The sequence below is a fragment of the Pseudomonas sp. RW407 genome, from assembly GCF_003176655.1.
In the GTDB taxonomy this organism is placed as follows: domain Bacteria; phylum Pseudomonadota; class Gammaproteobacteria; order Pseudomonadales; family Pseudomonadaceae; genus Pseudomonas; species Pseudomonas delhiensis.
In genome coordinates this window covers 774,875-792,849 of record NZ_QGSL01000106.1, presented here as the reverse complement: position 1 = coordinate 792,849, position 17,975 = coordinate 774,875, and the positions used below count along the sequence as shown (strand labels likewise).

Annotated in this window: 17 protein-coding genes; 15 read left to right on the top strand and 2 right to left on the bottom strand. The window is 69.5% G+C overall.

Translation table 11 applies throughout. The annotated features are described in order from the left end of the window. The first annotated feature begins 2 nt into the window (after positions 1-2). From DK254_RS20420 to DK254_RS20350, 15 genes are all read left to right on the top strand, one after another. Positions 3-1,622, top strand: coding sequence for a methyl-accepting chemotaxis protein (locus tag DK254_RS20420; RefSeq protein ID WP_109935230.1), 1,620 nt, complete (start codon positions 3-5; stop codon positions 1,620-1,622). Further along, positions 1,597-2,097 (top strand): chemotaxis protein CheW, encoded by a 501-nt coding sequence (locus DK254_RS20415; RefSeq protein WP_109935229.1) that lies wholly within the window; start codon positions 1,597-1,599, stop codon positions 2,095-2,097. The genes DK254_RS20420 and DK254_RS20415 overlap by 26 nt, the downstream gene beginning before the upstream one ends. Beyond that, positions 2,094-3,335, top strand: a complete 1,242-nt coding sequence (locus DK254_RS20410; RefSeq protein WP_109935228.1) for a CheR family methyltransferase — start codon at positions 2,094-2,096, stop codon at positions 3,333-3,335. Before DK254_RS20415 ends, DK254_RS20410 begins: the two co-directional genes overlap by 4 nt. Further along, complete coding sequence (locus tag DK254_RS20405; RefSeq protein ID WP_109935227.1) at positions 3,328-3,996, top strand: chemotaxis protein CheW; 669 nt, start codon at positions 3,328-3,330, stop codon at positions 3,994-3,996. The genes DK254_RS20410 and DK254_RS20405 overlap by 8 nt, the downstream gene beginning before the upstream one ends. Continuing rightward, positions 3,993-6,278 carry a hybrid sensor histidine kinase/response regulator gene (locus DK254_RS20400; RefSeq protein ID WP_109935226.1) on the top strand — a complete coding sequence of 762 codons (2,286 nt, stop codon included), beginning with the start codon at positions 3,993-3,995 and terminating at the stop codon, positions 6,276-6,278. The genes DK254_RS20405 and DK254_RS20400 overlap by 4 nt, the downstream gene beginning before the upstream one ends. Then, a complete protein-coding gene (locus tag DK254_RS20395) occupies positions 6,275-7,282 on the top strand; it encodes a chemotaxis response regulator protein-glutamate methylesterase (RefSeq protein WP_109935225.1) in 1,008 nt (335 codons plus the stop codon). Before DK254_RS20400 ends, DK254_RS20395 begins: the two co-directional genes overlap by 4 nt. A gap of 36 nt (positions 7,283-7,318) precedes the next feature. Further along, positions 7,319-8,341 carry a PleD family two-component system response regulator gene (locus DK254_RS20390; protein ID WP_109935224.1) on the top strand — a complete coding sequence of 341 codons (1,023 nt, stop codon included), beginning with the start codon at positions 7,319-7,321 and terminating at the stop codon, positions 8,339-8,341. A gap of 78 nt (positions 8,342-8,419) precedes the next feature. Beyond that, a protein-coding gene (gene prfB / locus DK254_RS20385; RefSeq protein WP_109935223.1) for a peptide chain release factor 2 occupies positions 8,420-9,515 on the top strand; the annotation gives its coding sequence in 2 pieces (ribosomal slippage) (positions 8,420-8,491 and positions 8,493-9,515; 1,095 coding nt in all). An 81-nt stretch (positions 9,516-9,596) separates the two neighbouring features. Further along, positions 9,597-11,102, top strand: a complete 1,506-nt coding sequence (gene lysS, locus DK254_RS20380; protein WP_109935222.1) for a lysine--tRNA ligase — start codon at positions 9,597-9,599, stop codon at positions 11,100-11,102. A 581-nt stretch (positions 11,103-11,683) separates the two neighbouring features. Then, entirely contained in the window at positions 11,684-12,397 is a 714-nt protein-coding gene (locus DK254_RS20375; RefSeq protein WP_089391517.1) for a TetR/AcrR family transcriptional regulator, read from the top strand. Positions 12,398-12,450: 53 nt separating this feature from the next. Continuing rightward, positions 12,451-13,014 (top strand): hypothetical protein, encoded by a 564-nt coding sequence (locus DK254_RS20370; RefSeq protein ID WP_109935221.1) that lies wholly within the window; start codon positions 12,451-12,453, stop codon positions 13,012-13,014. Further along, entirely contained in the window at positions 13,011-14,315 is a 1,305-nt protein-coding gene (locus DK254_RS20365) for a flavohemoglobin expression-modulating QEGLA motif protein (RefSeq protein ID WP_109935220.1), read from the top strand. Before DK254_RS20370 ends, DK254_RS20365 begins: the two co-directional genes overlap by 4 nt. 128 nt (positions 14,316-14,443) lie before the next feature. Then, entirely contained in the window at positions 14,444-15,364 is a 921-nt protein-coding gene (locus DK254_RS20360) for an alpha/beta hydrolase (RefSeq protein WP_109935219.1), read from the top strand. Then, positions 15,361-15,693 (top strand): hypothetical protein, encoded by a 333-nt coding sequence (locus DK254_RS20355; protein ID WP_109935218.1) that lies wholly within the window; start codon positions 15,361-15,363, stop codon positions 15,691-15,693. The genes DK254_RS20360 and DK254_RS20355 overlap by 4 nt, the downstream gene beginning before the upstream one ends. 46 nt (positions 15,694-15,739) lie before the next feature. Beyond that, complete coding sequence (locus tag DK254_RS20350; RefSeq protein WP_109935217.1) at positions 15,740-16,258, top strand: O-acetyl-ADP-ribose deacetylase; 519 nt, start codon at positions 15,740-15,742, stop codon at positions 16,256-16,258. A gap of 345 nt (positions 16,259-16,603) precedes the next feature. Here DK254_RS20350 and DK254_RS20345 read toward each other — a convergent pair whose 3' ends face one another. Both DK254_RS20345 and DK254_RS20340 read right to left on the bottom strand, forming a co-directional pair. Beyond that, positions 16,604-17,383 carry an OmpA family protein gene (locus tag DK254_RS20345; RefSeq protein ID WP_109935216.1) on the bottom strand — a complete coding sequence of 260 codons (780 nt, stop codon included), beginning with the start codon at positions 17,381-17,383 and terminating at the stop codon, positions 16,604-16,606. Between the two features lie 45 nt (positions 17,384-17,428). Then, positions 17,429-17,830 carry a DUF4398 domain-containing protein gene (locus DK254_RS20340; protein WP_109935215.1) on the bottom strand — a complete coding sequence of 134 codons (402 nt, stop codon included), beginning with the start codon at positions 17,828-17,830 and terminating at the stop codon, positions 17,429-17,431. Between the last annotated feature and the right edge of the window lie 145 nt (positions 17,831-17,975).

Here is a 17,975-nt window from a genome sequence, read left to right as displayed (position 1 = left end):
CTGTGAAGAATTGGACGCTCCGCCGACGTATCCTGGCCAGCTTCGCGGTCGTGATCGCGATCATGTTGCTGATGGTGGTGGTTTCCTACATCACCCTGCTCACCGTCGAGCGCGATTCGCGCCGCGTCAGCTCCGACGCCATGCCGGGCACCTATGCCCTGACCACGGTGCGTTCGTCCTGGACCGACACCATGCTGCGCACCCAGGCGCTGGTCGGCCTGGGCGACGGCAAGCCGCTGGATGCCGCCGGCCGCCAGGGCTTCCGCGAGCTGCACGAGACCCTGCAGCAGCGCATCGCCGCCTATGAATCCACCGTGCACGAGTCGTCCGACCGTGAGCTGCTGAACCGCTACAAGCAGCAGGCGGTGGACTTCCACGGGCAGCTGGAGCAACTGCTGGACCTCTACGACAAGGATCACGAGGCCGCCCGCCGCGCCCTGCTGAATGAACTGCTGCCGGCCTGGGAGAAGGGCCGGCAGACGCTCAACGAGCTGATCTCGCTGAACAAGCAGATCGCCGATTCCGCTGCCATCGGCATCGTCCACCAGGTCGAGGTGGCCGAGGTCACCATGCTGGTCTCGCTGCTGCTGGCGATCTTCGCCGCCGGCGTCCTCGGCCTGCTGCTGATGCGCGCCATCACCGGCCCGGTGGAGCAGGTGGTGAAGACCCTCCAGACCATGAGCGGCGGCGACCTCACCGCGCGCCTGGCGCTGGCGCGCAACGACGAGTTCGGGGTGATCGAGAGCGGCTTCAACGGCATGGCCGAGGAACTCAAGGCCCTGGTGGCGCAGGCGCAGCGCTCGGCCATCCAGGTCACCACCTCGGTCACCGAGATCGCCGCCACCTCCAAGCAGCAGCAGGCCACCGCCACCGAGACCGCGGCCACCACCACCGAGATCGGCGCCACCTCGCGGGAGATCGCCGCCACCTCGCGGGACCTGGTGCGCACCATGACCGAGGTGTCCAGCGCCGCCGAGCAGACCTCCACCCTGGCCGGCTCCGGCCAGCTGGGTCTGGCCCGCATGGAAGAGACCATGCACCAGGTGATGGGCGCCGCCGAGCTGGTCAACGCCAAGCTTGCGATCCTCAACGAGCGCGCCGGCAACATCAACCAGGTGGTCACCACCATCGTCAAGGTCGCCGACCAGACCAACCTGCTGTCGCTCAACGCCGCCATCGAGGCGGAGAAGGCCGGCGAGTACGGCCGCGGCTTCGCCGTGGTGGCCACCGAGGTGCGCCGCCTGGCCGACCAGACCGCGGTGGCCACCTACGACATCGAGCAGATGGTCCGCGAGATCCAGTCGGCGGTGTCCGCCGGGGTGATGGGCATGGACAAGTTCTCCGAGGAGGTGCGCCGCGGCATCGCCGAGGTCGGCCAGGTCGGCGAGCAGCTGACGCAGATCATCCAGCAGGTGCAGGCCCTGGCGCCGCGGGTGCAGATGGTCAACGAAGGCATGCAGGCGCAGGCCACCGGCGCCGAGCAGATCAACCAGGCCCTGGTGCAGCTGGGCGAGGCAACCGGGCAGACCGTGGAGTCGCTGCGCCAGGCCGGTTTCGCCATCGACGAGCTGAACCTTGTGGCCAATGGACTGCGCAATGGCGTCTCCCGCTTCAAGGTCTGAGGCCGGCGGGCGGCTCTACCTGCAGTTCCGCCTGGGCGCCGACCGCTATGCGCTGGACGTGCGCGAGATCGTCGAGGTCCTGCCGCTGCAGCGCTTCAAGCAGGTGCCCGAGGCGCCGGCCTGGGTGGCCGGGCTGTTCGTCCACCGCGGCGAGCTGCTGCCGGTGCTCGACCTCAGCCAGATCGCCTGCGGCCGCCCGGCGCCGCGGCACACCAGCACGCGCCTGGTGCTGGTCGACTACCGCTTCGCCGGCAGCGGCCCGCAGCGGCGCCTGGGGCTGATCCTGGAACAGGCCAGCCAGACCCTGCGCCGCGACCCGGCGGCCTTCCGCGACTACGGCCTGGAGCGCGGCGAGGCCCGCTACCTGGGGCCGGTGCTGGAAGACGCCGAGGGCCTGCTGCAACGCGTGCAGGTGGACGAACTGCTGCCCGAGCACGTGCGCGAGCGGCTCCTGGCCGAAGGTGAACGGCCATGAGCGACGCCCGTTTCAGCCAGTTGCTCAAGGCACGCATCGGCCTGGACGCGGAGTCGGTGGGCGATGCGGTCATCGCCCGCGCCGTGCGCCAGTGCGCCAACCGCACCAGCGGCGGCGACCTGGAGGCCTACTGGCAGCGCCTGCAGGGCTCCGCCGAGGAACAGCAGGCGCTGATCGAGGCGGTGATAGTCCCGGAGACCTGGTTCTTCCGCTACCCCGAATCCTTCGCCGCCCTCGGCCGCCTGGCCCTGAGCCGGCAACTGGAACTGGCCGGCGCGCGGCCGCTGCGCCTGCTCAGCCTGCCCTGTTCCACCGGCGAGGAGCCGTACTCCATCGCCATGGCCCTGCTCGACGCCGGGCTGCCGGAGGCGGCCTTCCAGATCGACGCCCTGGACGTCAGCCCGGCCTCGCTGGAGCGCGCGGCCCATGGCGTGTACGGGCGCAATTCGTTCCGCGGCAGCGAACTGGGCTTCCGCGACCGCTACTTCCATGCCGAGGGCCCCGACTACCGGCTCGACGAACGGGTGCGTCGCCGCGTGCGCCTGCGCCGCGGCAACCTGCTGGCGCCCGGCCTGCTGGCCGAGGAGTCGCCCTACGACTTCCTGTTCTGCCGCAACCTGCTGATCTATTTCGACCGCGACACCCAGGAACGCGCCGTGCAGGTGCTGCTGCGCCTGGTGCGCGAGGACGGCGCGCTGTTCATCGGCCCGGCCGAGGCCAGCCTGATGTCGCGCACGGGGCTGCGCGCGCTGGGCGTGCCGCAGTCCTTCGCCTTCCTGCGCATGGCTGCGGAGCCCGAAGCGCCGGCGCCCAGGCCGCGCAGCGCCCCGCGCCCGCCACCGGTGGCCGTGTCGCCACGCCCATCGCCACGGCGAGCGCCGCCCCCCGCGCCGGCCAGGCCGGTGCCGGCCACGGTGCCGAGCGGCGCCGAACAGGGCCTGGCGGAAATCGCCCGGCTGGCCAACCAGGGCCAGGCGGCCCAGGCCCGCGCCGCCTGCGAGGCATACCTCGCCCAGCACGGCCCGGCGGCCCAGGCCTATTACTGGCTGGGCCTGCTGGCCGACGCCGAAGGGCAGGGCGAACAGGCCCAGGGCTACTACCGCAAGGCGCTGTACCTGCAGCCCGACCACCAGGAGAGCCTGCTGCAACTGGCCGCCCTGCTGGCCGCCCGCGGTGACCTGGAAGGTGCGCGGCGCCTGCAGGAGCGCGCCGCGCGAGGAGTGAAGCGCGATGCCTGAGCAGCGCTACCACCTGCACCCCGAGGCGGCCGGCCAGGCCGTGGACGACTGCTGGAACCGCATCGGCATTCGCGGCGACAAGTCCTGCCCGCGGCTGGCCGAGCACATCCACTGCCGCAACTGCCCGGTCCATGCCAGCGCCGCCGTGCGCCTGCTGGACCGCTATGCCCTGGGCTCGGAGAGCGAGCATGTCGCCAGCGTCGGCGAGGAGGCGCCGCCGGGCGATGCCTACCTGCTGTTCCGCATCGGCGAGGAATGGCTGGCCCTGCGCACCCTGGCGCTGACGGAGGTGGCGCCGAACTGCCCGGTGCATTCGCTGCCGCACCAGCGCTCGCCGGTCTTGCTGGGCGTGGCCAACGTCCATGGCACCCTCGTCGCCTGCCTGTCGCTGGCCGAACTGCTCGGCCTGGCGCCCTCCGCCCCGCGCGAGGACGAGGGGCGCCGCCGGCCGCGCATGCTGGTGCTGGCCACCGACAGCGGGCCGGTGCTGACGCCGGTGGACGAGGTGGACGGCATCCACCCGCTGGCGCCGGGCCAGGCGCGCGCCGCCGCGGCGGCCGGCAGCCGTTTCACCCATGACGTGCTGAAGTGGCGCGAGCGCAGCGTGCGCCTGCTCGACCACCAGGCCCTGCTGGCCGCCGCCGCCCGGAGCCTGGCATGACCCCCGAGCAGATGAAGGACGCCTCGCTGCTGGAACTCTTCCGCCTGGAGGCCGAAGCCCAGGCCCAGGCCCTCGGCCAGGGCCTGCTGGCGCTGGAGCGCGAGCCGCGCCAGGCCACCCGGCTGGAAGCCTGCATGCGTGCCGCGCATTCGCTCAAGGGCGCCGCGCGCATCGTCGGCCTGGACGAAGGCGTGCAGGTGGCCCACGTCATGGAGGAATGCCTGGTGGCCGCCCAGGACGGCCGCCTGCTGCTGGGGGCGGAGCATATAGATGCCTTGCTGGCCGGCACCGACATCCTGCTGCACATCGCCGACGTCCAGCCCGAGCGGGCCGCCGCGGCGCGCGCGGCGGTGCCGGACCTGGTGTTGCGCCTGCAGGGCCTGCTGGGCGGGGAGACGGCGCAAGCCAAGGCGCCGCCCGCCACGCCGGCGCCCGCTCCCGCCGAAGCCGCGCCGCCGGTGCCGCAGCCGCCCGAGGCCGCCGAGCCGCCGCCCGAACCTGCCGCAGTCGCGAACCCGCGCAGCCCGGGCGAGGAGGGCACGGGGCGGGTGCTGCGCGTCACCGCCGAGCGCCTGAACCAGTTGCTCGACCTGTCCAGCAAGGCCCTGGTCGATTCCCAGCGCCTGCAACCGCAACTGGCCTCGATGCAGCGCCTGAAGCGCCTGCAGGCCACCGCCAGCCGCCTGCTCGACGGCGCCCGCGACGCCGCCGGCGCCACCCTCGACCCGCAGGCCCAGGCCTTCCTCGCCGATGCGCGGCGCCTGGTGGGCGAATGCCAGCAACTGCTGGGCGAACAGATGGCCGAGCTGGACGAATTCGCCTGGACCACCTCGCAGCGCGCCCAGACCCTCTACGACAGCGCCCTGGCCTGCCGCATGCGGCCCTTCGCCGACGTGCTCGGCGGCCAGGCGCGGATGGTCCGCGACCTCGGCCGCGAACTGGGCAAGCCGGTGCGCCTGGAGGTGGACGGGGTGTCCACCCAGGTGGACCGCGAGGTCCTGGAAAAACTCGAGGCGCCGCTGACGCACCTGCTGCGCAACGCCGTCGACCACGGCATCGAGATGCCGGACGCGCGGCGCCGGGCCGGCAAGCCGGAGCAGGGGCTGATCCGCCTGCTGGCGCGGCACCATGCCGGCATGCTGGTGCTGGACCTGCGCGACGACGGCGCCGGCGTCGACCTGCAGCGCCTGCGCGAAGGCATCGTGCGCCGCGGCCTGTCCACCGCGGACACCGCGGCGCGGATGTCCGAGGAAGAGCTGCTGGCCTTCCTCTTCCTGCCCGGCTTCAGCCTGCGCGAGCAGGTCACCGAGGTCTCCGGCCGCGGCGTCGGCCTGGACGCCGTGCAGCACATGGTGCGCCAGCTGCGCGGCGGCATCCGCATGGAGCAGGTGCAGGGCCAGGGCAGCCATTTCCACATCGAGGTGCCGCTGACCCTCTCGGTGGTGCGCAGCCTGGTGGTGGAGATCGGCGGCGAGGCCTACGCCTTCCCCCTGGCGCACATCGAGCGCATGCGCAGCCTGGCGGTGGAGGAGATCGTGCAGATCGAGGGCCGCCAGCAGTTCTGGCACGAGGGCCGGCACGTCGGCCTGGTGGCGGCGCACCAACTGCTGCAGCGCCCGGAAGGCCGCGCGGCGGAAGGCGACATCCCGCTGGTGCTGATCCGCGAGCGCGACACCCTGTACGGCGTGGCGGTGGAGCGCTTCATCGGCGAGCGCACCCTGGTGGTGATGCCGCTGGACGCGCGCCTGGGCAAGGTCCGGGACGTGTCCGCCGGCGCCGTGCTGGACGATGGCACCCCGGTGCTGATCCTCGACGTCGAGGACATGCTGCGTTCGGTGGACAAGCTGCTGGCCAGCGGCCGCCTGGAGCGCATCGACGCCGGCAACCGCCAGGGCGCGATGCTGCGCAAGCGCGTGCTGGTGGTGGACGATTCGCTGACGGTGCGCGAACTGGAGCGCAAGCTGCTGGCCGGCCGCGGCTACGACGTGGCGGTGGCGGTGGACGGCATGGACGGCTGGAACGCCCTGCGCTCGGAGCGTTTCGACCTGGTCATCACGGATATCGACATGCCCCGCATGGACGGTATAGAACTGGTCGGGTTGATCCGCCGCGACGCCCGCCTGCAGGCCCTGCCGGTCATGGTCGTGTCCTACAAGGACCGCGAGGAGGACCGCCGCCGCGGGCTCGATGCCGGCGCCGACTACTACCTGGCCAAGGCCAGTTTCCATGACGAGGCCCTGCTGGACGCGGTGGTCGACTTGATCGGAGGGGCGCAGGGATGAGGATAGGCATCGTCAATGACATGCCGCTGGCCGTGGAAGCATTGCGCCGCGCATTGGCCTTCGAACCCTCGCACCGCGTGCTCTGGGTGGCCGGTAACGGCGCCGAGGCGGTGGAGATGTGCGCCGCGCAGACCCCCGACGTGGTGCTGATGGACCTGCTGATGCCGGTGATGGACGGCGTCGAGGCCACGCGGCGGATCATGGCCGCCTCGCCCTGCGCCATCATCGTGGTCACCGTGGACCTGGAGCAGAACCTCTCGCGGGTGTTCGAGGCCATGGGCTGCGGCGCGGTGGACGCGGTGAACACCCCGGCGCTGGGCGTCGGCGACTCCCTGGAGGCGGCCCGCCCGCTGCTGCGCAAGCTGCAGAACCTGGCCTGGCTGTCGGCCCCGGGCAATGCCCGGCCGCGCAGCGAGGTCGCCGTGCGCGACAACCCCGCCAAGGCCCGCCGCCTGGTGGCCGTAGGCGCCTCGGCCGGCGGCCCGGCGGCCCTGGCCGAACTGCTGGGCAAACTGCCGGCGAGCTTTTCCGCGGCCATGGTGGTGGTGCAGCACGTGGACGAAGTGTTCGCCGCCGGCATGGCCGAATGGCTGGCCAGCCAGGCCAGCATCCCGGTGCGCCTGGCGCGCAACGGCGAGGTGCCGCAGCCCGGCTGCGTGCTGCTGGCCGGCACCAACGACCACATCCGCCTGCAACGCAACGGCGAGCTGGCCTACACCGCCGAACCCTGCGGGCACATCTACCGGCCCTCGATCGACGTGTTCTTCGACAGCGTGGCCGACAATTGGGTGGGCCAGGCCACCGGCGTCCTGCTCACCGGCATGGGCCGCGACGGCGCCCAGGGCCTCAAGCACATGCGTGAGCGCGGCTTCCTGACGCTGGCCCAGGACCAGGCCAGCAGCGCAGTCTATGGCATGCCCAAGGCCGCCGCGGCGATCGGCGCCGCCACCGAGATCCGCGCCCTGGGCGACATCGCCCGGCGCCTGGGCGAACTGTACGGCTGACATTCCGGAGGGAGCGCCAGCGGCGCCAGAACGACGATGAATCCCAACCATAGCGAGAAGCCCTTGATCACCCCGGACGACACCGCGGTCATGGTCCTGCTGGTCGACGACCAGGCCATGATCGGCGAGGCCGTGCGCCGCGCCCTGGCCGACGACGGCAGCATCGACTTCCACTTCTGCTCCGACGCCACCCAGGCCATCGAGCAGGCCCTGCAGATCCGCCCGACGGTGATCCTCCAGGACCTGGTGATGCCCGACACCGACGGCCTCGACCTGGTGCGCCAGTACCGCCGCCACCCGCAGACGCGGGACATCCCGATCATCGTCCTGTCGACCAAGGAGGAGCCGCAGGTCAAGAGCGCCGCCTTCGCCGCCGGGGCCAACGACTACCTGGTCAAGCTGCCCGACGCCATCGAGCTGGTGGCGCGGGTGCGCTACCACTCGCGCTCCTACCTGGCCCTGCAGCAGCGCGACGAGGCCTACCGCGCCCTGCGCGAGAGCCAGCAGAAGCTGCTGGAGACCAACCTGGTGCTGCAGCGCCTGATGAACTCCGACGGCCTCACCGGGCTGTCCAACCGCCGGCACTTCGACGAGTACCTGGAAATGGAATGGCGCCGCGCCCTGCGCGAGCAGAGCCAGCTGTCGCTGCTGCTGATCGACGTCGACCACTTCAAGGCCTACAACGACACCTTCGGCCACGTCGCCGGCGACGAGGCGCTGCGCCGCGTCGCCGGCACCATCCGCGAGAGCTGCGCGCGTTCCTCCGACCTGCCGGCGCGCTACGGCGGCGAGGAGTTCGCCATCATCCTCCCGGGCACCTCGCCGGGCGGCGCACGGCTGCTGGCGGAAAAGCTGCGGCTGACCGTGCAGGCCCTGGGCATCGCCCACGAGGAGCCGGACTCCGGCGCGGTGCTGACGGTCAGCATCGGCGTGGCGACCCTCACCCCGGGGCAGGGCGAAAGCTGCCTGCGGCTGATCGAGCACGCCGACCGCGCGCTCTACAATGCCAAGCACGGCGGGCGCAACCAGGTCGGGGTGGACGGCGGCCCGACCGGCTGACGCATAGCCGCCCACGGGCGGCTTTCTCGGGTATACTTCCGGGTTTTTCCACGCCATTACCCGTGAGTGCTGACCGTCATGGAAATCAACCCGATCCTCAACAGCATCAAGGACCTCTCCGACCGCACCCAGTCCATTCGGGGGTATCTTTGACTACGATCTGAAGCATGATCGTCTGGTCGAAGTGAACCGCGAGCTGGAAGACCCGGCCGTCTGGAACAACCCCGAATACGCCCAGAACCTGGGCCGCGAGCGCGCCACCCTGGCGCAGATCGTCGAGACCCTCGACGAGCTGACCGGCGGCCTGGCCGACTCCAGCGACCTGCTGGACATGGCGGTCGAGGAAAACGACGAAGGCGCCGTCAACGACGTCGCGACCGAAGTCGAGCGCCTGCGCGAGATCCTCGAGAAGCTGGAGTTCCGCCGCATGTTCAGCGGCGAGATGGACCCGAACAACGCCTACCTGGACATCCAGGCCGGCTCCGGCGGCACCGAGGCCCAGGACTGGGCCAACATGCTGCTGCGCATGTACCTGCGCTGGGCCGACAAGCACGGCTTCGATGCCGAGATCGTCGAACTGTCCGAGGGCGAGGTCGCCGGCATCAAGGGCGCCACCGTGCACATCAAGGGCGAGTACGCCTTCGGCTGGCTGCGCACCGAGATCGGCGTGCACCGCCTGGTGCGCAAGAGCCCGTTCGACTCCGGCAACCGCCGCCACACCTCGTTCACCGCGGTGTTCGTCTCGCCCGAGATCGACGACAACATCGAGATCGAGATCAACCCGGCGGACCTGCGCATCGACACCTATCGCTCCTCCGGCGCCGGCGGCCAGCACGTGAACACCACCGATTCGGCGGTGCGCATCACCCACGTGCCGACCAATACCGTGGTGGCGTGCCAGAACGAACGCTCCCAGCACGCCAACAGGGACACCGCCATGAAGATGCTGCGGGCCCGGTTGTACGAGCAGGAGATGCAGAAGCGCAACGCGGCGTCCCAGGCCCTGGAAGACAGCAAGTCGGACATCGGCTGGGGCCACCAGATCCGCTCCTACGTGCTCGACCAGTCGCGGATCAAGGACCTGCGCACCGGCGTCGAGCGTAGCGACTGCGACAAGGTGCTCGACGGCGACCTGGACGAGTACCTGGAAGCCAGCCTGAAACAGGGCCTCTGACCCGTCCCGCCTCGCGGGAACGGGACCGCCCGTTCCCGCCATAAACCCAAATTGAAGATACGCCAGGCAGATAGAACGACCATGAGCGACCAACAACTCGACCAGCACGAACTGCAGCAGGAAGAAAACAAGCTGATCGCCCAGCGCAAGGAAAAGCTTGCCGCCGTGCGCGAGGCCAAGGCCATCGCCTTCCCCAACGACTTCCGCCGCGACAGCTACTTCGCGGACCTGCAGAAGCAGTACGCCGACAAGACCAAGGAAGAGCTGGAAGCCGCAGCCATCCCGGTCAAGGTCGCCGGTCGCATCATGCTCAACCGCGGTTCCTTCATCGTCCTGCAGGACAGCAGCGACCGCCTGCAGGTGTACGTCAACCGCAAGACCCTGCCCGAAGAGACCCTGGCCGAGATCAAGACCTGGGACCTGGGCGACATCATCGGAGCCGAAGGCGTGCTGGCCCGCTCCGGCAAGGGCGACCTGTACGTCGACATGCACGACGTGCGCCTGCTGACCAAGTCGCTGCGCCCGCTGCCGGACAAGCACCACGGCCTGACCGACACCGAGCAGCGCTACCGCCAGCGCTACGTCGACCTGATCGTCAACGAGGAAACCCGCCACACCTTCCGCGTGCGTTCCCAGGTGATCGCCCACATCCGCCGCTTCCTCAGCGACCGCGGTTTCCTCGAAGTGGAAACCCCGATGCTGCAGACCATCCCCGGCGGCGCCGCGGCCAAGCCCTTCGCCACCCACCACAACGCGCTGGACATGGCCATGTTCCTGCGCATCGCCCCGGAGCTGTACCTCAAGCGCCTGGTGGTCGGTGGCTTCGAGAAGGTCTTCGAGATCAACCGCAACTTCCGCAACGAAGGCGTCTCGACCCGGCACAACCCCGAGTTCACCATGCTCGAGTTCTACCAGGCCTACGCCGACTACGAAGACAACATGGACCTGACCGAGGAACTGTTCCGCGAGCTGGCCCAGGCGGTGCTCGGCACCACCGACGTGCCCTACGGCGACAAGGTCTTCCACTTCGGCGAGCCGTTCGCCCGCCTGTCGGTGTTCGACGCCATCCTCAAGTACAACCCGGACATCACCGCGGCTGACCTGCAGGACGTCGACAAGGCCCGCGCGATCGCCAAGCAGGCCGGCGCCAAGGTCCTCGGCCACGAAGGCCTGGGCAAGCTGCAGGTGATGATTTTCGAGGAGCTGGTGGAGCACAAGCTGGAACAGCCGCACTTCATCACCCAGTACCCCTTCGAGGTCTCCCCGCTGGCCCGCCGCAACGACCAGGACCCGAGCGTCACCGACCGCTTCGAGCTGTTCATCGGTGGCCGCGAGATCGCCAACGCCTACTCCGAGCTGAACGACGCCGAGGACCAGGCCGAGCGCTTCATGCTGCAGGTCAAGGAGAAGGACGCCGGTGACGACGAGGCGATGCACTACGACGCCGACTTCATCAACGCCCTGGAATACGGCATGCCGCCCACCGCCGGCGAAGGCATCGGCATCGACCGCCTGGTGATGCTGCTGACCAACTCGCCGTCGATCCGCGACGTGATCCTGTTCCCGCACATGCGCCCGCAGGCGTAAGCGCCGGAACAATAGAAGAAGCCGCCTTAGGGCGGCTTTTTCGTGTCTGTGGGCTTTTCGTCGGAGCGAGCTTGCTCGCGAACGGTGCTTGCCGGGGATTTGGGCGCTGGGTTTGAGAGCGCCCTCTCCCTAACCCTCTCCCTGAAGGGAGAGGGGACCGTTCGGAGTGTTCGGGTGTTTCGGCGTTAGCCGGCTAGCACAGAGGCTGCCGACTGAAACCACTCCTCCTCTCGGCACGGACAAGCCCCCTCTCCCTTCTGGGCGGGACGCGCAGGCGAGGGCTGGGGAGAGGGTTCCGGGGCAACCTCATGCACCCACATACCCGGGAGGCACACCGCCCGAGAGAGAGGGACCTTTCGGTGTGCTTGGATGCTCTGGAGTTCGCCAGATGTTGCGGCATCCGGCTGAAGCCTTGCTTTCAGCCGGCACGGACTAGCCCCCTCTCCCTTCAGGGAGAGGGCTGGGGAGAGGGCGCGGAGGCCACCTCATACACCCACATACCCGGGACGCACCCCGCCCCGATTGATTCCCCGCGCAAAAGCCCGAACAATGCGCCATCGCCCGCGAGCGGAGGAAACACCGTGCCCCGAGCAGTTCCCAGAGACAGCGCCGCCCAGGCCGCCAGCGCGGTGGCCGAGAGTGTCCGGTACCAGGGCCGCAAGGCCGCCCGCCAGGGCAGCGAGCAGCGCCGCCAGGCGATCCTCGACGCGGCCATGCGCATCATCGTCCGCGAGGGCGTGCGGGCCGTGCGCCACCGGGCGGTGGCGGCCGAGGCGGACGTGCCGCTGTCGGCCACCACCTATTACTTCAAGGACATCGACGACCTCATCACCGACACCTTCGCGCTCTTCGTCGAACGCAGCGCCGAGGCCCTGTCGGCCTTCTGGGCCAGCGTCGAGGGCGACCTGCAGGCCCTGGCCGCCGGCCTCACCGGCAGCCCCGAGGCGCGCCGCGAGCTGGCCGACCGCATCGCCGAGCTGGCCATCCAGTACGTGCGCGTGCAGCTCACCGAGCGCCGCGAGCACCTGCTGGCCGAGCAGGCGTTCCGCCAGGAGGCGCTGCTCAACCCGCGCCTGGAACAGCTGGCGCAGAGCCACAGGCGCATTCTCTCCCTGGGCGTGGTGCACTTCTTCGAGGTGCTCGGCTCGCAGCAGCCGGAACAGGACGCCAAGGTGTTGACGGCCATCATCCTGCAGATGGAGTATCAGGGCCTGCTGGATGGCGTGGAGCACCTGGACACCGTGGAGATGCGCGCCATCCTGACCCGCTACCTGTACCTGGTGCTGGGCCTCTGAGCCCGCCGACGACCCCATATGGCGTGCCGCCCGCGGCCCCTGAGGAGACTTCGATGAAAGCCTGGCGCGCCTTGCTGCTGTTGAGCATCCTCCTGCTCGGCGGCTGCCTGGTGACCTTCAAGGAGCCGATCCCGGCGAAGGAGGCCGCGCCCACGCAGTTGCTCGGCCAGTGGTCGCGGATCGACGAGTACGGCGAGGAACAGTTCCTCGAGATCAGCCGCACCGGCGAGGGCCTGTACCGCGCCTTCAGCTACTACGACGACAGCGGCAACACCGATAGCGCCGAAGACCTGCCCTTCACCGTGGCCCACCACGGCCAGCGCTGGTACCTGTCCGCCGGGCTGCCCAAGAGCCAGGGCGGCAACTACGTGCTGGCCGGCTTCGAGATCACCGACAAGGACGAGCTGGTGGTCTACTCGCTGGACGTCGAGCAGGTCCTCCAGGCCATGGCCAAGGGCACCCTGCAGGGCCAGAAGGTGGACAGCGAGCAGGGCGCCGGCGCCCTGGTGGCCAGCCCCCTGGGCGACGTCCTGGCCTACCTGGACGACCCCGCCAACGCCGAAGTCTTCAGCGAAGCGCTACGCTTCCAGCGAGTGACTCCGGGAGAACGCCCATGAACCTGCGGCGCAAGAAGGCCACGCCCAGCGAGTACCAGCAGATCATCCGCGGCCTGTCCGACCGCCTGGTGGAGGCGCAGACGCCGATCCGCGTGCTCGACGCCATCAAGTGGGACGACAGCGTGCGCGCGGACTTCCTCAAGGGCCGCGGCAAGCATGCGCCCAAGGTCGACCGCGGCTACTACGACGGCCGCCCGCTGGCCTTCGACGGCGATGCCAAGAAGCAGGAATTCCAGAACCTGGAGCGCGACATCACCCGCCAGCTCGGCCAGTTCAACCCGGTGGGGCAGATCATGCGGCGCATGTGCCGCGAGTACCGCATGGTCATCCGCATGCTCGAGGCGCGCGGCACCCAGGACTTCGGGCTGATCTCCCAGGAGCTCTACGGCTCGGCCTCCGACGCCTTCCACGCCGGCGACCCGACCCTGGCCGACCTCGGCCTGATGCTCTCGGACTACCTGAACAACATCGCCGACCGCGGCGACCTCAAGGACGAGCCCAAGACCCTCACCGCCAAGGAAGCGGTGGCCATGCTGCAGGAGCGCCTGAACAAGACCTTCGGCGAGGCCGAGGACACCATCCGCGTGTTCGAGTCCGACGGCATAGTCGCCGACGCCGCGGCCGGCGCCGACTACATCAAGGTGCGGGCGGACGCCATGTTCAACGAGCGCGACGTGCGCGCCCTGGAGGTCCACGAGGGCCTGGTGCACGTGGGCACCACCCTGAACGGGCAGAACCAGCCGATCTGCACCTTCCTGGCCAAGGGCCCGCCGTCCTCCACCGTGACCCAGGAAGGCCTGGCCATCCTCATGGAGGTGATCGCCTTCGCCTCCTACCCCACGCGCCTGCGCAAGCTCACCAACCGCACCCGCGCCATCCACATGGCCGAGGAGGGCGCGAACTTCCTCGAGGTGTTCCACTTCTACCGCGAGCAGGGCTACAGCCAGGAAAGCAGCTACCAGAACGCCAGCCGGGTGTTCCGCGGCTCGACCCCGGCCGGGCTGCCGTTCACCAAAGACCTGTCGTACCTGAAGGGCTTCATCCTCATCTACAACTACATCCAGCTCGCCGTGCGCAAGGGCAAGCTGGAGCAGATCCCGCTGCTGTTCTGCGGCAAGGCCACCCTGGAAGACATGCGCACCCTGCGCCAACTGGTCGACGAGGGCCTGGTGGTGCCGCCGAAGTACCTGCCGCCGCAGTTCCGCGACCTCAACGCGCTGTCGGCCTGGATGTGCTTCTCCAACTTCCTCAACCACCTGAGCCTGGACCGCATCGAGGCGGACTACGCGAATATCCTCTAGGGACCGCGCCGAAATGCCCTTCGTAGGAGCGAGCTTGCTCGCGAACCGACTCCGCAGCGGGGCCCATTCGCGAGCAAGCTCGCTCCTACGAAAAGCCGTGCGTTCCCGGCCCCAAGGATGATCCGACCATGACCCACCGCTTCAAGGCCGCCGCGCTGTCCCTGCTGCTTCTGCTCGGCGGCTGCAGCTCGCTGCTGTTCTACCCCAGCCCCGACGTGGCCATCACCCCGCAGCGGGCCAAGCTGGAATACCGCGACGTCACCCTGACCACCGCCGACGGCGTGAAGCTCGCCGGCTGGTGGCTGCCGGCCAAGCCGGGCGTGCCGGTGAAGGGCACGGTGCTGCACCTGCATGGCAACGGCGGCAACATGGCCTGGCACCTGGGCGGCACCTTCTGGCTGCCGGAGCAGGGCTACCAGGTGCTGATGATCGACTACCGCGGCTATGGCCATTCCCAGGGCGAGCCGCGCCTGCCCGATGTCTACCGCGACATAGACGCGGCCTTCGCCTGGCTGGACAAGGCCCCGGAAGCCCAGGGCAAGCCGCTGGTCCTGCTCGGCCAGAGCCTGGGCGGCGCCATGGGTGTGCACTACCTGGCGCAGCATCCCGAACGGGTGAAGCAGCTCAAGGCGGTGGTGCTCGACGGCGTGCCGGCCAGCTACCGCGAGGTGGCCCGCTACACCCTGGGCACCGCCTGGCTGACCTGGCCGCTGCAGGTGCCGCTGTCCTGGCTGGTGCCCGACGGCGACAGCGCCATCCGCGCCATGCCGCGACTTTCTGGCGCACCCGTGCTGTTCTTTCACAGCATCGACGATACCATCGTGCCCCTGGACAACGGCCTGAGCCTGTACAAGGCGGCGCGGCCGCCGAAAGTCTTCCAGCTGACCCGTGGCGGGCACGTGGAAACCTTCGGCGAACCGACCTGGCGCGAAGTGATGCTGCGCTTCCTCGATGACCCGCAGCATTTCAGCGGCCTGCGCCGCCTGGCCGAAGTCCCCAACACCGATCCGCCGGCCGAGCCGGCCAGCCAGTCCCAGGGCAAGCCATGACCACCAGCACCGACCGCAATATGATCCCGTACATCCTCACCGCCATCGGCAGCATCATCGTCAGTGTCGGCACCCTCTGGTACTACGGTTACCTGCACTTCGCCAAGGAGCAGGACGCCCTGCTACTGGCCGAGTTCACCATGCTCAAGAGCATCCCCGGGGAGGACGTGAAGCTGTCCCTGGAGCCGGCCACCCAGGTCGCGCAATGCATCGACGGCGTGCTGGTACTGTTCGACACCGCCCAGAAGGGCCTCTCCGGCGTGCTGGTGGACAACAAGAAGCACGCCGTGCGCTGCGCCGGCCAGGAAACCCCGCAGCAGGTGCACTGACGGCAGCGTTCGGGGCTAGGCTGGGAGCAACCCGGAGGGCGCGACCATGAGCAACCCCGAAATCCACATCTGGCAGGGCGACATCACCACCCTGCGCATCGACGCCATCGTCAACGCCGCCAACGCCTCGCTGCTCGGCGGCGGGGGCGTGGACGGCGCCATCCACCGCGCCGCCGGCCCGGAGCTGGTGGCTTATTGCCGCACCCTGGGCGGCTGCGAGACCGGCGAGGCGAAGATCACCCCCGGTTTCCGCCTGCCGGCCGCCCACGTCATCCACACCGTCGGCCCGGTCTGGCGCGGCGGCGGGCACGGCGAGCCGGAGCTGCTCGCCGCCTGCTACCGCAACAGCCTGGCGCTGGCGGAAGCGCATGGGCTGGAAGGCATCGCCTTTCCGGCGATCAGCTGCGGCATCTACGGCTATCCCCTGGAAGCGGCGGCCGGCATCGCCATCGGCGAACTGCGCCGCCTGCGCCCCGCCGGCAGCAGCCTGCAACGCCTGCTGCTGGTGCCCTTCGCCGAGGACATGGCTGAACTCTACCGGCGCCTGCTGCGGGGTGGTGCGTAGGCGCCGACTGCGCCGAGGTGCTCTTCGTAGGAGCGAGCTTGCTCGCGAATAAACGCGGGGCCATGCGGTTCGCGAGCAAGCTCGCTCCTACGAAAAGCCATGCTCGCCGGCAGGCAATGTAGGAGCGGGCCCTGCCCGCGATTCGCGCGCAGGGCGCGCTCCTACATGGGAATGGTGTGGGTGGGGCGGTGTAGGAGCGGATCTTATCCGCGAAGCGCGCCGGTGGTTCCGGCTATCGCGGACAAGGTCCGCTCCTACGGTGGGATATGTGCTGCACGGTAACCTGTAGGAGCGGGCCCTGCCCGCGAATCGCGCGCAGGGCGCGCTCCTACATGGAGAGCCGCGTCAGTAATCGCTATCCACCGACGAGCGCGGCACCACCGGCTTGGCGTCGTTGGAGATGGTCACTTCCACCCGGCGGTTCTGTGCGCGGCCGGAGGAGCTGGCGTTGCTCGCCACCGGGTAGTCCTTGCCGTAGCCGCGGGTGGTCACCCGGGCCGGGTCCACGCCCTGGGCCAGCAGGGCCATGCGCACCGAGTCGGCGCGGCGCTCGGACAGGCTCTGGTTGTAGCCGGCCGAGCCGCTGCTGTCGGTGTAGCCCTCGACCAGTACCTTGCGCTCGGGGTTCTGCTGCAGGTAGCTGGCCAGTTGCTGGATGTTGTGGCTGGCCTCGGGCTTGAGGTCGGCGCGGTCGAGGTCGAAGAGCACGTCGCCGAAGGTCACCAGGGTGCCGCGCTGGGTCTGCCTGGCCTGCAGGTCCTTGAGCTGCTGGGTGCGCACGTCCAGGCGGGCCTGGGTGCGTTGCGCCGCGGTGTTCTGCAACTGCCCTTCGGCGGTCTTCAGGGCGATGGTCTGGTTGGCCAGGTTGATGCGCTGCTGCGTCAGGTAGGCCAGCTGGTCCACGTCCTGCTGCTTCTCGCCGTCGCGGTAGGCCTTGTCGGCCTTGCTCAGCCAGTCGCCGGCGTCCTTGGTTTCCAGGGCCGCGAGCTGGGTGGCCTGGGGTTGCGCCTGCAGGGCGGAATAGTCGCTGCGGGCCTTCTCCAGGTTGGCGTTGGGCTCGTGGGCGCAGGCGGCCAGCAGCAGCGCCAGGCTGGAGAGGGCGGGGAGGGCGATGAGTTTACGCATGGCTGTCGTCCTTAATGATCCGGAGGGGGGAATGGGGAAGGGCGCCTACTGCTGTGGCTGCTGGAGCTTCTGCAGCCCTTCCTCGCGGATTTCCATCACGCCCTGCTGGGCGTCCTTGACGGCGTTCTGCGCCTTGACCGCCTGCGACTTGCGCTCGGCCACGCGGGCGTCCCACTCGGCCTGCTGGGCCAGGCGCCTGGCCTGCTCGTACTCCTTGTCGTTGAGGGCGATGCGCGCCTGGGCGAGCTTGTCCTGGGCGGATTTCGTCTCCACCGGCGCGTACTGCGGGCCGCCGGCGCTGACCGCGGCGTTGACCGCCGACTCGGTGACCGCCATCTGCTCGCTCGGCGGGTTGCCGGCGCAGCCGGCCAGGACCAGGGCGCTGGCGCCGATCAGCAGGCCCGTGCGCAGGAAGGCGAGGCGGGGTTGGTATGCTTTCAGTTCCATTGGTCGAGTCCTCTCGTCTGGGGAACACGGATTCTCAGCGGGCGATGCCCGGCCTGGCCGTTCGCAGCCCTGCGCTGCGGCGTTATCCCGTGGTTGCCAGGTACTACTGGGGACTTGAGGACTTGTCCGAGGGTTCAAAAAAAAG